The sequence below is a fragment of the Streptomyces sp. NPDC047886 genome (assembly GCF_043204435.1).
In the GTDB taxonomy this organism is placed as follows: domain Bacteria; phylum Actinomycetota; class Actinomycetes; order Streptomycetales; family Streptomycetaceae; genus Streptomyces.
In genome coordinates this window covers 321,978-337,970 of the sequence record NZ_JBIDCF010000006.1, presented here as the reverse complement: position 1 = coordinate 337,970, position 15,993 = coordinate 321,978, and the positions used below count along the sequence as shown (strand labels likewise).

The 15,993-nt window shown below is 74.4% G+C and carries 2 protein-coding genes; both read right to left on the bottom strand.

The genetic code is table 11. The annotated features are described in order from the left end of the window. Positions 1-124 precede the first annotated feature (124 nt). A complete protein-coding gene (locus ACGF5U_RS21985; RefSeq protein WP_392711669.1) occupies positions 125-334 on the bottom strand; it encodes an MbtH family protein in 210 nt (69 codons plus the stop codon). Then, positions 331-15,918 (bottom strand): amino acid adenylation domain-containing protein, encoded by a 15,588-nt coding sequence (locus tag ACGF5U_RS21980; protein WP_392711667.1) that lies wholly within the window; start codon positions 15,916-15,918, stop codon positions 331-333. The genes ACGF5U_RS21985 and ACGF5U_RS21980 overlap by 4 nt, the downstream gene beginning before the upstream one ends. Positions 15,919-15,993 lie beyond the last annotated feature (75 nt).

Sequence of the window (15,993 nt, the reverse complement as noted above, 5' to 3'; positions counted from 1 at the left end):
GCCCACTCGCCACCATGGTCACCCGGTGCGCGGGGCCTGTCCAACGGAGATCTCGCGGGGCACGAGGAACCGCCGCCCGCGCGGAGAGCGGCTCTGCGCGGGCGGCGGTGCGGTGCGGTGCGGGTCAGCCCTGCTGGGCGATCAGGCTCGCGGGGCGCAGGTCGGTCCAGTGGGTCTCGACGTACGTGACACAGGCCTCGCGGGTGTCCTCGCCGAAGACGGTCCGCCACCCGGCAGGCACCTCGGCGAAGGACGGCCACAGCGAGTGCTGGTTCTCGTCGTTGACCAGGACCAGGAAACGGCCCTGCGGGTCCTCGAACGGGTTGGTGCTCATGCGTTGTCACTCCTTGTGGACATGGTGGTGAAAAGCTCCGACAGCGGCTGTTCGGGGTCGGCCGCCACGGTGCGCAGCAGGGTCTGGAGTTCGCCGGCGATGCGCCGTGCCTTGGCGCTGCCGAGCAGGTCGGTCGCGTGGATCAGCTCGCAGTGCACCGGCCCGTCTCCGCGCGGCTCGTAGAAGCTGAGGATCAGCTCCGCCCGCGTGGTGCCGGTGGGGACGGCGTGGAAGGAGCCGATGCCGCCCTCCAGCCGCCCGAGGTCCGCCTGTTCATGGTGGATCACCATGACCTGCGGGCCGTCGGCCGGCAGCCCGGTGGCCCGGACGACCTCGTCGAACGGGACGTCCTGCCGGTCCAGGGCACCGAGGGTGGTCTCCCGCACCCGGGTCAGCAGCTCCGCGAACGTCGGGTCGCCCGCCGTGTCGGTGCGCAGCACGACCGTGTTGAGGAAGCAGCCGACCAGGTCGGCGAGCTGGTCGTCGGTGCGACCGGCGACCATCGTACCGATGGGCAGGTCGGTGCCCGCGCCGTGGGCGGTGAGCAGAGCCGCCAGGGCGGAGTGCAGCACCATGAACATGCTCGTGCCGGTCGCACGGGCGAGCCGGTCCACGGCGGCGTGGAGCTCCTCGTCGAGGACGAAGCCGACGTAGTCGCCGGCCCGGCCCGCGGAGTTCGCCGACGCGTCGCGCGGGCCGTCCGCCGGGAGCGCCAGTTCGCCCGGTACGTCCTTGAGCGTCTGCCGCCAGTACGCCAGTTGCCGCCCGCCCAGGCTGTCGGGGTCGGTGAGGTCGCCCAGTACCTCGCGCGCCCAGCGGGTGTAGTCCGCGTACGTCACGGGCAGCGGCTCCCACTCGGGTGCCCGGCCGTCCGTACGGGCCGCGTACGCCGTGGTGAGGTCGCGGAACAGCGGGACCACCGACCACTCGTCCACCGCGAGGTAGTGCGAGGTCAGCAGCAGCGCCTGGCTGCCGTCGCCGTCCGTGAGCAGGTGGGCCCGCAGGGGGGCGTCCCGCTCCGGCTCCGGGGCCAGCGCGGCGAGTTCCGCGAGGCGGGCGTCCAGGTCGGCGCACGCCTCCAGGGTCGGCGACGGGTACGCGGCCGGCTGCTGGAGCACGTCGCCGTCCCGCTCCGTGAACGCCGTGCGCAGCGGCTCGTGCCGGGCCACCACGTCGGCGAGCGCGGCGGCGACCGCGTCCGCGTCCAGCCCGCCCGGGGAGCGCAGCACGAGCGCGTGGTCGAAGCCGGGGTTCCGGCGGTACGACTCCCACTGCCAGCGCTGGACGGGGGCGACGGTCAGGGGCTCGTCCCGCTCCCCGGCGGGGCGGAGCGCGGGACGGGCGGCGGCCGCGCCTTCCAGCTTCCCCGCGACACCGGCGACTGTCAGCGCGTCGAAGACGTCACGGATGCTCAGCTCGACCCCGAACTCGGCGCGGATCCGGCCCAGGAGCCGCATCGACGCCATGGAGTGACCGCCGAGCGCGAAGAAGTTGTCGTGGACTCCGACGCTCTCCAGCTTCAGGATCTCGCAGAAGAGCGCGGCGATGCGGGCCTGCGTCTCCGTCGCCGGGCGGGCGTCGCCGGTCATCGCGGACCAGTCGGGAGCGGGCAGCGCCTTGCGGTCCAGCTTGCCGTTGGGGGTGAGCGGCAGCGGGCCGTCCAGCGGCACCACGAGCGCGGGGACCATGTACTCGGGCAGCTGCCCGGCGACATGGGCGCGCAGTTCCTGCGGGTCGGGCGCCGTCCCCGCCTCGGGCACGGCGTAGCCGACCAGGCGGACGATGTCGCCGTCGCGGTCGGGCACCACGGCGGCCTGGGCGACCGACGGGTGCCCGGCGAGCGCCGCCTCGATCTCGCCCAGCTCGATGCGGAAGCCCCGCACCTTCACCTGGGTGTCGACCCGGCCGAGGAAGTCGAGGTTGCCGTCGGCCCGCCAGCGGGCCCGGTCACCGGTGCGGTACATGCGGCTGCCGGGTGCGCCGAACGGGTCGGCGACGAACCGCTCGGACGTGAGCGCCGCCTTGCCGAGGTAACCGCGCGCGAGGCCACGCCCGGCCACGTACAGCTCGCCGACGACGCCCGGAGGTACGGGCCGCAGGTGGTCGTCCAGGACGTAGCAGCGCGTGTTGGGGTCGGGCTGCCCGATGGGCACCCGGCCGGACGCGCGGCCGCCGTACTCGCGGGCGGGCCACAGGGTGGAGTTGACGGTCGCCTCGGTGAGCCCGTAGGCGCAGATCAGGTCGGCCGTGGCGCCGAACCGCTCGAACAGGTCCGGCGGCACCGTCTCGGTGCCGACGAGCACGGTCGATCCCTCGGGCAGTTCGCAGCCGGGCGGCAGCGCCGACACCAGGGACGGCGGCAGGATCATATGGGTGATCCGCTGGTCCGCGAGGAAGTCGGTGAGGGCGGGTCCCGCGACGCGCGCCTCGTCGGATATGAGGACGAGCCGTCCGCCGTGGCACAGGGCCATGGCGAGTTCGAAGACGAAGACGTCGAAGCCGATCGACGCGAACTGCAGCACCCGGCTGTCGCGTTCCAGGCCCATGCGGTCGACGGCGGTGGCGACGAGGCTGGAGATGCCCTCGTGCGGCACGACGACGCCCTTGGGGCGGCCGGTCGAACCGGACGTGTAGATCACGTACGCGGCCTGGTCCAGGGCGACCGGGCCGCCGTCGACGGCGGACGCCGGCAGGGCGTCCAGTTCGGCGGCGGTCTCCGGCGCGTCGAGCAGCACCACCGGTACGCCCGCCACGTCCGGGATCTTCCCGGCGACCGGCTCGGTGCCGACCACGAGGGCCGCGCCCGAGTCCTCGATCATGTACGTGAGGCGGTCGCCAGGGTGGACCAGGTCGAGCGGCAGGAACGCGGCGCCCAGCTTCAGCGCGGCGACCACCGTGGCCACCATGTCGACGGAGCGGGGCACGGCCACGCCGACCACGCTCTCGGCGCCCACGCCGCGCGCGGCGAGCAGCCGGGCGATGCGGTCGGCCCGGGCGTCGAGCTGGGCGTACGTCACCGAGCGGGACCGCTCGACGACGGCGACCGCGTCGGGCCGCTCGGCGAGCCGCTGGGCGAACAGGGCGGGCAGGGACGCCTCGTCGACCTGGCGGGGCGTGCCGTTGAAGCCCTCCAGGACGAGCCGCCGCTCGTCGCCGGCGAGGATCTCGGCCTGCGACAGCGGCTGCTCGGGCGCCTGGACGAGCGCCGCGGCCAGCCTGCGGAGCCGGTCGCCGATCCGCTCGGCGGTCTCCTGGTCGAACAGCTCGGTGGCGAACTCCAGTCGGCAGCTCAGGGAGCCGGTGTCGCCGTCGGCCGACGTCTGCTCCGTGAAGCTGAACACCAGGTCGAACTTGGCCGAGCGGATCCGGAACGGCACGTGGTCCACCCGGAGTCCGGGCAGCTCCAGTTCGCCGCCGGTGCGGGCGTGGTAGCCGACCATCACCTGGAACAGCGGGTTCCGGGAGAGGGAGCGCGTCGGGTTGAGCTTCTCCACGACCGACTCGAACGGCACGTCGGCGTGGGAGAACGCGGCCAGGTCGGTCTCCCGGACCCGGCCGAGCAGCTCGGTGAAGCTGGGGTCGCCGCTCAGGTCGGTGCGGAGCACGAGCGTGTTGACGAAGAAGCCGACCAGTTCGTCCAGCGCCTCGTCGCTCCGCCCGGCGATGGGCGAGCCGAGCGGGATGTCCGTGCCGGCGCCCATGCGGTGGAGGAGCGCGGCGACGGCCGCGTGGACCACCATGAACATGCTGGCGCCGGTGTCGCGGGCGAGCCGCTTCAGGCCCTCGTGGACCTCGGCGTCGAACGCGATGTCCAGTTCGGCGCCGGAGAAGGCGGGACGTGCCGGGCGCGGCCGGTCCGTGGGCAGCTCCAGCTCCTCCGGCGCGCCCTCCAGCGTCGTACGCCAGTACTCGAGCTGCCGGGCGGCGAGGCTGCCCGGGTCGGCGGGGTCGCCGAGCAGCCTCTGCTGCCACAGGGCGTAGTCGGCGTACTGGACGGGCAGCGGCTCCCGGTCGGGGGCGTCGCCGGTGCCGAGCCGGGCCGTGTAGGCGGCGGCCAGGTCGCGGAGGAACGGCCGGTCCGACCACTCGTCGGTGGTGATGTGGTGCAGCAGCAGGACGACGACGTGGTCCTCGGGCGCCACCTCCACGAGCGTGGCGCGCAGCGGCAGTTCGCGGGACAGGTCGAAGGGCCGGTTGATGGCCGCGTCGACGATGCCGGGCACCTCGTCCTCGGTGGCGCGCAGGTGCTCCACCACGGGCCGTGCCTCGTCGGCGGGGATCACGCGCTGGTACGCCTGGCCGTCGCGGGCGGCGAAGACCGTGCGCAGGGCCTCGTGGCGGGCCGTGACGTCGGCGAGGGCGGTGGCCCACGCCTCATGGTCCAGGGCGCCGCGCAGCCGCATCACCAGCGGGAAGTTGTACGCGGCGGAGGTGCACTCGATCTGCTGGATGACCCACAGCCGCTGCTGGGCGTGGGACAGCGGCAGCTCCTCGGGCCGGTCGCCGGCCGTGAGCGCCGGGCGGGCGGCGCCCGCGGAGCGAGCGGCGCGCTCGACCAGTTCGGCGACGGTGGGCGCCTCGAACAGGTCACGGATCGCCAGTTCGGCGTCGAGGGCGGTGCGGGCGCGGCTGACCAGGCGGGTGGCGAGGAGCGAGTGGCCGCCCAGTTCGAAGAAGTCGCTGTCGATGCCGACGCTGCCTCCGGGGAGCCCGAGCACCTCGGCGAAGAGCGCGCAGAGCGTCTCCTCGCGCGGGGTGCGGGGGGCCCGGCTCGGGCCCGTACCGCCGAAGTCGGGTGCGGGGAGCGCCTTGACGTCGAGCTTTCCGTTGACGGTCAGCGGCAGCGTGTCCACGGCGACGAGCGCGGACGGGACCATGTAGTCGGGCAGTAGGGCCTTCAGGTGGTCGCGCAGCCGCTGGAACAGTTCCTCGGAGTGTTCCGTGCCGTGCCGGGGCTCCTCCGGGACGACGTAGCCGACGAGGCGCTTCGTGCCGGTGCTCTCCGCCACGACGACCGCCGCGTGCGCGACGTCCGGGTGCGCGGACAGCGCCGTGGAGATCTCGCCCAGCTCGACGCGGTAGCCGCGGATCTTGACCTGGTCGTCGGTGCGGCCGAGGAAGTCCAGCAGGCCGTCGGGGCGCTGGCGTACCAGGTCGCCGGTGCGGTACATGCGCTCGCCCGGTGAACCGAACGGGTCGGCGACGAATCGTTCCGCCGTCAGGCCGGGCCGGTCGTGGTAGCCCCGGGCGAGGCCGGTGCCGGCGATGTACAGCTCGCCGGGGCAGCCGGGCGGGACGGGCCGCAGCATCGCGTCCAGGACGTAGGCGCGGGTGTTGCGGATCGGCACGCCGACCGTGGGGGTCGGGCTGTCGGTGGTGGAGCCGCCGAGGGTGTTGATCGTGTACTCGGTCGGTCCGTACAGGTTGTAGCCGTAGGTGCCCTCGGTGCGGCGCAGCCGGGTCCACACCGTGTCGGAGACGGCCTCGCCGCCGAGCAGGACGAGGGCGGGCCGGTGCTTGCCGGCCGTCTCGTCGTGGTCGAGCAGGCCCTCCTCGATGAGCAGCTGGGCGTACGTCGGCGTCACGTTGACCACGTCGACGCGGTGGCTGTCGCAGTAGGCGACCAGGGCCTCGGCGTCGCGGCGCAGTTCCTCGTCGCAGACGTGGACCTCATGGCCCTCGACGAGCCAGAGCAGCTCCTCCCACGACATGTCGAAGGCGAAGGACACGGTGTGGGCGATGCGCAGCCGCCGCCCGCCCGCCGAGGCGATCGCCGGGTCGAAGATCTCCTTCTGGTGGTTGAGCTGCATGTTCGTCAGGCCCCGGTACGGGGTGACGACGCCCTTGGGCCGGCCGGTCGAGCCGGAGGTGTAGATGACGTACGCGGGGTACTCCAGGCGGCCCGGCACGTCGTGGGCGAACGCGGGCCGCTCCGCGTCGGTGATCTCGTCGCCGGGCAGGGCGGCCAGTTCGGCGGCCACCGCCGTGTCGTCCAGCAGGAGTTCGGGAGCGACGGGGCCCTCGTCGCCGCGCAGCGTCGGGGCGACGGCGGTCGTGGACAGCAGGCACAGGGGCCCGGTGTCCTCGACCATCAGCCGCAGCCGGTCGGCCGGGTGGTCCAGGTCGAGCGGCAGGTAGGCGGCGCCGGTGCGCAGCACGGCGAACAGCGCGGCCACCATGTCGATGGAGCGCGGCAGGGCGAGCGCCACCACCTTCTCCGGGCCCGCGCCCCTGGCGAGGAGCAGCCGGGCCAGGCGGTTGATGTGGGCGTCGAGTTCGGCGTACGTGAGGGCGCGCTCGCCGAAGACCAGCGCCACCGCGTTCGGGGTGCGGGCGACCTGGGCGGCGAGCAGGTCGGCGACGGTCTCGTCCGGGACGGGCTCGCGGCTGCCGGCCCACTCGGCCGTGAGGGCGTCCCGCTCGCCGGGGAGCAGCAGGTCCAGGGCGCCGACCCGGGTCGTCAGGTCGCCGATGAGCCGCTCCACGAGGGCCCCGTAGCGGTCCAGGGTGGCCTCGGCCCGCTCGTCGTCGACCAGGTCCGGCCGGTACTCCAGCTTCACCTGGACGGTCTCGGCCGGGTTGACGATCAGCGTCATCGGGTAGTGCGTGGCGTCCACGCTGCCCACACCGGTGATGCCGTGCCGCTCGGTCAGGCGCGTGAACGCGCCCTCGTCGGCGAAGTTCTGGAGCACGTACAGGGTGTCGAAGAGCGTGGTGTGGCCGCCGGCCCGCTGGAGTTCGGCGAGCCCCAGGTACTCGTGGTCCATCAGGGCGACGCGCTCGGTCTGGACGCGGCGCAGCAGGTCGCCGACCGGCTCGGCGGGGTCGAGGGTGATCCGCTGGGGCACGGTGTTGAGGAACATGCCGATCGTCGTGTCGACGCCCGGCACGTCCGCGGGGCGTCCGGCGACCGTGGCGCCGAAGACCACGTCGTCGCGGCCGACGGTGGAGGACAGGACGAGCGCCCAGGCGGTGGAGAGTACGGCGTTGATCGTCAGCCCGTGCTCGCGGGCGGAGAGGCGCAGGCGGTCGCTCAGCGCCCGGCCGAGGCTGAGGGTGCGCCGGTGCGGGATGGTCGGTTCGTCGCCTCGGTCACGGGCGACGAGCGTGGGCTCGTCCAGTCCCCCGAGGGCGCGCCGCCAGGTCTCGCGGGCCGCGTCGATGTCCTGGCCGGCGAGCCAGGTCAGGTAGTCGCGGTAGCTGCCGGGGGTGGGCAGGGCGCTGTCGTCGCCGGCCGTCGCGTACAGCTCCAGCAGTTCGTCCAGGAAGACGGACTGGGACCAGCCGTCCCAGGCGACCAGGTGGTGGCTGAGCATCAGCCGGTCGGTGGTGTCGGTGAGCCGGATCAGGGTGAGCCGGAACAGCGGGGGCGCGGCGAGGTCGAACCGCTGCCGCCGGTCGGCGTCGGAGATCTCGGCGAGGCGGGCCTGCCGCCGCTGCTCGGTCAGACCGGTGAGGTCGACCTCGGTGAGCGGTACGGGGAGTTCGGCGGCCGCGCAGAGGAACTGGACCGGCTCGGGGAGGCCGTCGCTGGTGATGCCCGTGCACAGGCTCGGGTGCCGGCGCAGCAGTGTCGCGCAGGCGGCGCGGAGCCGGTCGGCGTCGAGCCGGTGGTCGAAGTCGAAGGTGTCCTGTGCGGTGTAGACGTCCAGCGCCGACGTGTCGTAGCTGGCGTGGAAGTAGATGCCCTCCTGGAGCGGGGACAGCGGCCAGATGTCGGCGACCGGGGCCTGGCCGACCCGCTCGATCAGGTCGATGTCGGCCTGGGTGAGGTCGACCAGCGGCACGTCCGACGGGGTGAGGGACGGCAGGGCGCCGGGCGTGGCGGTGCGGGCGACGAGCTCGCGCAGGACGTCGGCCCAGGCGCGGCCGAGTGCGTCGACGTCGGCGGCGGTCAGCGTGTCGCCGTCCGGCCACGTCCAGGTGGCGCGCAGCTCGGGTCCGCGCGGGGTGTCCGCGCACACGGCGTTGACCTGGAGCGGGTAGGGCATCGCGAGATCGGCGTCGGGCTCGACGGACAGCGCGTCGGACTCGACGGCGGGCGCCCAGTCGCGGGTCTGCTCGGCGGGGAGCCGGCCGAAGTAGTTGAACAGCACCTGTGCGGTGGACAGCTGGGCGAACACCGGGGCGAGCTGCGGGTTGAGGTAGCGCAGCATGCCGTAACCGGCGCCGGAGTCCGGGGCCGACCGCACGGCCTCCTTGATCTGCTTCAGCGCGTCGAGCGGGTCGTCGGCGGCGGGCAGGCGTACGGGGTGGAGGCTGGTGAACCAGCCGACGGTGCGCGACAGGTCGGCGTCGGTGCCGTCGCGGCCGTGCCGCTCCAGGTCGACCAGCAGGTCGCCGTCGACGGCGGTACCCCGGTCGGCGCGCCAGCGGGTGACGGCGAGGCGCAGCGCGGCGAGCAGGACCTCGGTGACGTCGGCACCGGCCGCCGCGGGCACGGCGGTGAGCAGGGCCCGGGTGTCGTCGGCGGGCAGGGTGACGGTGTGTTCCCGCGCCGCGCCCGCCGTGCCGGTACGGGTGGCGCCGGCCACGAGCTCGGCGCCGGGGGCCAGCGTCTTGGCCCAGTAAGGGAGTTCGGCCTGCCGCTGCGGTGAGGTGGCCTGCTCGGCGACGTCCCGGGCGAACCGGCGCAGCGAGGTGGGCACCGGTTCCAGGGCGGGCGCCTCACCGCGTACGACGGCGTCCCAGGCGGCGGCGAGGTCACCGATGAGGACGCGCCAGGACACGCCGTCGACCACCAGGTGGTGGACGGCCAGCAGCAGCCTGCCCGGCCGTTCGGTGCCCGCGTCGAACCACACGGCCCGCACCATGGCGCCGTTGTCGGGGTCGAGGCGGTTCGCGGCGGCGTCGGACTCCTCGGCGACGGCCGCGCGGAGGGCGGCGTCGTCGAGGTCCCGTACGTCCACGCGGTGGAGCAGCGCGGAGGCGTCGACCGAGCCGGGGGCGGTCGTCCGCGCGGACCACAGGGCCGGGATGGCCGGGCCGAGGTCCATGCGGGTGAGGGTGAGCCGGAGGCCGTCGTGGTGGTCGACGACCGCCTGGAGCACGCGGGTCAGCTTCTCGGTGTCCGCGTCGGCGGGCGCCTGCAGCAGCATCGACAGGTTGAAGCGCCCGATCGTGCCGCCGTCCTCGCGGAGCTGGTGGACGATCGGCAGGAGCGGCACGTCGCCGACGCCGTCGGAGTCGGCGGCCACCGCCGGGGCGGTCGGCTCGGTGCCGGTGACGGCGGCCGCCAGGGCGGCCGGGGTGCGGTGCTCGAAGACGTCCCGGGGGGTGATCCGCAGGCCCGCCTTGCGGGCTCGGCTCGAGACCGCCATGGAGAGGATGCTGTCGCCGCCCAGCACGAAGAAGTCCTCGTCCGGTTCGACGGCGTCGATGCCGAGGACGTCGGCGAAGACGGCGCAGAGCCGCCGCTCGTTGCCCTCGCGTGCCGTGGGGCCCGAACGGCTGTGCCGCCTGCGGGCCTCGGGCGCGGGGAGTGCCTTGTGGTCGACCTTGCCGCCCGGGGTGAGGGGCAGCGCACCGATCCGTACGAGGTGGCTGGGCACCATGGGCGCGGGCAGCGAGCCGCTCAGCGCGTCCCGTACGGCGTCGACGTCCAGGTCCGCGCCCGCCGCCGGCACCAGGTAGGCGACCAGCTGCTTGACTCCCCGCTCGTCCTCGCGGGCCACGACCGCGACCTCGCCGACGGCCGGCTCGTCGCGCAGCCGTGCTTCGATCTCGCCGAGCTCCACCCGGTTACCCCTGATCTTGACCTGGTGGTCGGTGCGCCCGAGGTAGGTGAGCACACCGTCTCCACTGAACTGAACCATGTCTCCGGTGCGGTACATCCGCCCGCCCCGACTGCCGAACGGATCGGCGACGAAGCGCTCCGCGGTGAGCGCGGCGCGTCCGTGATAACCGCGGGCGAGCTGTCCGCCCGCGATGTAGAGCTCGCCCGGCTCGCCCGCCGCGACGGGCCGGAGGTAGCGGTCGAGGACGAACAGCCGCGTGTTCCACACCGGCCGTCCGATGGGGACGGTGCCGCCGTCCTCGGGGCCGGAGCCCGCCTCCCAGCTGGTGACCTGGATGACGGCCTCCGTGGGGCCGTACACGTTGAACAGCGGGACCCCGGTGCGCTCGTGCCAGCGCCGGGCGAGCGGCGCGGGCAGCGCCTCGCCGCCGCTGAACGCGCGGCGCACGGTCGTCCACCACTCCCCCGCCTCGTCCTCGGCGAGCAGGGCGCCGTAGAGCGAGGGCACGAGGTCGACGCTGGTGACGCGCTCGCGGCGGATCAGCTCGATGAGGTACGCGGGATCCCGGTGCCCGTCCGGCCGGGCGATCACGACGGTGCCGCCGGTCAGCAGCGGGGTGAAGATCTCCAGTACGGACGGGTCGAAGCTGGTCGAGTACTGGTGCAGGACCCGCTCGTCCGGGCCGTATCCGAACCGGTCGGCGGTCCAGGCGAGCTGGCCGGCGACGGCACGGTGGGTGACCACGACGCCCTTGGGGCGGCCGGTGGAGCCGGAGGTGTAGATGACGTACGCGGCGCTGTCGGGGTGGACCGGCACGGCGACGGGCGACTCGGGCGCGGGGGCCCGCTCCTCGCCGGGCCTCTGGTCGTCGGGGGTCTGCTCGTCGAGCACGACATGCGTCACGCCGTCGAGTGCGGGCAGCCGGGTCCGGGACGCGGCGGTGACGACGACGGTCCGCGCCCCGGAGTCGGAGAGCATGTACCGCACCCGGTCGGCCGGGTAGTCGACGTCGACCGGCAGGTACGCGGCGCCCGCCTTGAGGACGCCGAGCAGGGCGACCAGGGTCTCGGCGGAGCGCGGGACGGCGACGGCGACGACGGACTCGGGCGTCGCACCGCCCGCCAGCAGCCGGTGGGCCAGGGCCTCGGCGCGCGCGTCGAGTTCGGCGTAGGTCGTCCGCCCGGCCTCGTGGACCAGCGCGGTCGCGTCCGGGGTCCGGTGGACCTGCCGGGCGAAGGCGCCGTGGACGGTGTCGTCGGGCAGCGAACGGTCGGCGCCGGTCAGCGCGGCGAGGGCGGTGCGCTCCTCGTCGGCCGTGTTGATGGCGAGCTGGGCCACGGGGCGCAGGGGGTCGCCGACGAGCTGGTCGACGACGCCCGTGAGCCGGTCGGCGAACCGGCGGGCCGCGGCCGAGTCGAGGCGGGCCGGGTCGTGGTCGAGGCGCAGCTGGAGCCGGTCGCCGGGCAGGACGGTGAGGGCGAGGGGGTAGTGGACGGCGTCCCTGATGTGGGAGCCGGTGATCCGGACCCGTCCGGCCGGGTCGGACGGTTCGCCCGCGTCGGGCAGGTTCTCCACGACGACCAGCGCCTCGAACAGGTCGCCGCGCCCCACGGCCCGCTGGATCTCGGCGAGCCCCACGTGCTGGTGGTCCAGCAGGTCGGCCTGCTCGTCCTGGAAGCGGGCGAGGACGTCCGCGAGCGACTGCTCGGGCTGCCACCGCAACCGTGCGGGGAGCGTGTTGATGAGCAGGCCGACGAGGGTCTCGACGCCGTCGACGGCGGCCTGGCGGCCCGAGACCGTGGTGCCGAACACGACGTCGCGGGAGCCGGTGACATCGCCGAGCAGCAGCCCGAACGCTCCTTGGAGGACGCTGCCGAGTGTCAGTCCGAGCCTGCGGGCGCCCGCCGCGAGGGCGGCGGTGTCCTCGGCGGACAGTTCCACGGTGACCGTTCCGGTGCGGTGCTCGCCCGCGTCCGCGCGCACCGGGAGCCGGGCGGGGCCGTCGTGGCCGGCGAGGGCGTCGCGCCACGCGTCGAGTGCGCCGTCCCGGTCGCGGGCGGCGAGCCAGCCCGCGTACGCCCGGTACGCCGGGTCGCCCTGCGGCCTGGGCGCCTCGGCGCCGGGCAGGTAGCCGTTCAGCAGCTCCCGCATGAGCAGCGACACGGACCAGCCGTCCACGACGATGTGGTGCAGCGTCAGCACCAGCTGCGACCGGTCGGCACCGTGGCGGATCAGCGCGGCCCGCAGCAGCGGGGCGGCGGCGAGGTCGAAGCCCTCCGCCCGCTCCTGGGCGGCGATGTCGTCGGCGGCGGCCGACCGGCTTTCGGCGTCCCGGCCGGAGAGGTCGGCGAAGCGCCAGGGGACGGTGACGCGCTCGCCGACGAGCTGCACGATCCTGCCGTCCGGGAGCTGGTGGAAGGCGGCGCGCAGCAGCGGATGGCGGTCGAGGAGGCCCTGCACGGCGGCCCTCAGCGCCTCGGGGTCGACGTCTCCCGCGAGTTCGACGGTGTCCTGTACGGCGTAGCCGTCGGCGCCGCCCTCGTCGACGGACGCGTGGAAGTAGAAGCCCTCCTGGAGCGGTGTGGCGGGCACGGCGTCGACCAGGTCGGGTACGGCGTCGACGCACTCGGCCCGTTCGGCGTCGCTCAGGGCGACGAGCGAGAAGGGGGCGGGCAGGTCGGCGGCCGTGGCCTGCGGGGTGTCGGCGGAGGCGTCGCCGGCGAGGCGGGCGAGCGCGGCGACCGTGCGGTGCCGGAACACAGCGCGCGGGGTGAGCGCGATGCCGGCCTCGCGGGCGCGGTTCACCAGCTGGATCGCGACGATGCTGTCGCCTCCCAGCTCGAAGAAGCTGTCGTGGACGCCCACCGACGGCAGGCCGAGTACGTCGGCGAACAGCCCGGCGAGCGCCGCCTCGGCGGGTGTGGTCGGCGCGTCGTCTCCGCCCATCGCCGTCCACTGCGGCGCGGGCAGGGCACGCGTGTCGAGCTTGCCGTTCGGGGTCAGCGGCAGGGGGCCGTCGAGGCGTACGAGGGCGGACGGCGCCATGTAGTCCGGCAGCGTCTCGGCGATGCGGGCGCGGGCCGCCGCGACGGCGTCAGGTCCGGTGTCCGTACCCGCGTCCGGTCCGGCGTCCGGTCCGGCGTCCGCGACGAGGTAGGCGACGAGCCGCTTCACGCCCCGGTGGTCCTCGCGGACGAGGACGGCGGCCTGGGCGATGCCGGGGCACGCCATGAAGGCGCTCTCGATCTCGCCGGGTTCGATGCGGTGGCCCCGGATCTTGATCTGGCCGTCCGAGCGGCCGAGGAACTCCAGGTTGCCGTCGGCGCTCCAGCGGACCCGGTCGCCCGTCCGGTACATGCGGGAGCCGGGAGCCCCGAACGGGTCGGCGACGAACCGTTCCGAGGTGAGTCCCGGCCGGCCCAGGTAGCCCCGGGCCAGGCCGCGCCCCGCGACGTACAGCTCGCCCTCGGCGCCCGCGGGAACGGGGCGCAGGGCCGAGTCGAGCACGTAGGCGCGGGTGTTGGGGTCGGGGCGGCCGATCGGCGCGGGCCCCGGGCGTTCGGCGTCGGCGATCCACAGCGTGGAGTTGACGGTCGCCTCGGTGAGGCCGTAGGCGACGACGACCTGGAGCCGTCCCGCCCAGCGTGCGATCAGCTCGCTGGGCACCGCCTCGGTGCCGACGATCAGCACCGCGCCGTCGGGCAGCTCGCAGTCCTGGGGCAGCGCCGAGACGAGGGACGGCGGAAGGATCATGTGGGTGGCGCGGTGGCGCGCGATGTAGTCGGTGAGCGCGGGCCCGGCGACGCGCCGCTCGGTGGGGACGACGATGATCCGGCCGCCGACGCACAACGACATGATCAGGTCCCAGACCGTCACGTCGAAGCCGACGGACGCGAACTGCACCACGCGGCTGTCGGCGGTGATGCCGATGCGGTCGGTGGCGGTGGCGATGAGGCTGCCGACGCCGTCGTGCGAGACCACGACGCCCTTGGGGCGGCCGGTGGAGCCCGAGGTGTAGATGACGTACGCGGCCTGGTCCAGGGCGACCGCCACACCGGGGTCGGAGGCGTCCAGGGCGGCGCACTCGGCGGCCGTCGACGGCTCGTCGAGCAGCACATGGGTCACACCGGGCGCGTCCGGCAGGTCGGCGGACAGGTCCCGCGTGGTCACGATCGTCCGGGCGCCCGCGTCGGACAGCATGTAGGCGATCCGGTCCTGCGGGTGGTCGGCGTCCAGCGGCAGATAGGCCGCTCCGGCCTTCATCACGGCCAGCAGGGCGATCACCAGCTCGGGCGAGCGCGGCAGCGCCACCGCGACGACGTCCTCGCCGCCCACGCCGCGGGCGGCGAGGAGCCGGGCGAGGCGGTTGGCGGCCGCGTTGAGCTCCGCGTACGACAGCTCACGGTCCTCGCACACGAGGGCGGTGGCGTCCGGGGTGCGCGCCACCTGCCGTTCGAAGGCGGCGGGCCAGGACAGCTCGGGCACCTCGCGGGGCGCCACGCCGAACTCGCCGAGGAGGCGGTCGCGTTCGGCGCCGGAGGTCAGCTCGACGCGGGCGACGGGGCCGCTCAGGTCGTCGGCGAGGGAGGTCAGCAGCATGAGGAGGCGCCGCTGGTGCTCCGCCAGCGTCGGCTCGTCGCAGACGTCGGCGTCCGCGTCGACGAGGACGCGCAGGCCCTGGCCGTCCCGGAAGTCGCTGATCGTGATCGCCAGGTCGCTGACCGGGCCGAGCCACTGCGGGACGAGGTCGGCCTCGTGGTCGCGGAAGCGGATCCCGTCGCCGATGGGCAGGACGTTGACGGTGGGACCGACGAGCTCCTGCACGCCGTCCACCAGTCCGAGGTCCCTGGCCAGGTCCTCGGCGCGGTAGCGGCTGTGCGCCACGGTCTCGGCGATCGCCGTGCCGACCGCGTCCAGCAGGCCGGCGCCGGTCATGTCGGGGCGGACGGTGAGGCGCAGCGGGAGGATGTTGGAGACCATGCCGGGGACGTGCCGGCTCGCGGGGTCCTGCCGGGTGGTGACGGGCAGTCCGAGGACGAGGTCCTGTTCGCCGGTGACGCGGTGCAGGTAGGCGGCCACGGCGGCGACCAGGAGCCGGGAGGGCCTGGCACCCGCGGCGACGGCCGCGGCGCGGAGCCGGGCGGCGGCGGACGCGGGGATCTCGGCCGTGCGGCGCAGGCGCCGCTTCGTCGGTCCCGACGAACGCTCGACGAGGCGTACCGGCTCGGGCCGGTCGGCCATCCGCTCCAGCCAGTACGCGCGGTCCTCCTCGTACCGCCGGGACGCGCGGTAGGCGGTGTCCGACGCGACCAGCCGGGACAGCGCCCATTCGGGGGCGGCGGTCGGCCCGTCGACCGTGTAGAGGTCTCCGGCGCGGCCGGTGATCTGGGCGATGCCGGTGCCGTCGATGACGATGTGGTGGTAGCGCTGGTACCACCAGAGGCGGTCGTCCGCGAGCCGGATCAGGACCTGGGCGAAGAGCGGGCCGCAGGCGAGGTCGGTGGGCCGGTCGCGGTCGGCCTCCATCCACCGGCGGGCGGCGGCAGTCGGATCGGGCTCGTCCCGGAGGTCGACCACCGGCACGTCGACGGGGAAGCGGGTGGGCACCTGGCGCGGGGCGCCGTTGTCGGTGACGACCCGGACGTGCAGGGATTCGGCCTCCTCCGCGGCCTGCCGGACGGCGGCGGTCAGCCGGTCCAGGTCGATGTCGCCACGCAGGTCCATCACGAACGAGACGTTGAAGGCCGAGCTGTCCGGCTCGATCTGCTGGGCAAGCCAGATGCCGGATTGCCCGCCGGTGACGGGTATCCCGGCAGCGGGTGTCCGGTCCGACTCGGCGTCAAACATCGTTCGCGTGGCCTTTCCCTGGTGGTGCGTCAGTGATGGGTTGTCGGCGGCTTCGGCCGTGGGCGGGGGTGCGTG

What these genes read in the sequence shown, in the direction of transcription:
- ACGF5U_RS21985 (WP_392711669.1), bottom strand. Translation starts at nt 334, where the DNA reads ATGAGCACCAACCCGTTCGAGGACCCGCAGGGCCGTTTCCTGGTCCTG.
- ACGF5U_RS21980 (WP_392711667.1), bottom strand. Translation starts at nt 15,918, where the DNA reads ATGTTTGACGCCGAGTCGGACCGGACACCCGCTGCCGGGATACCCGTC.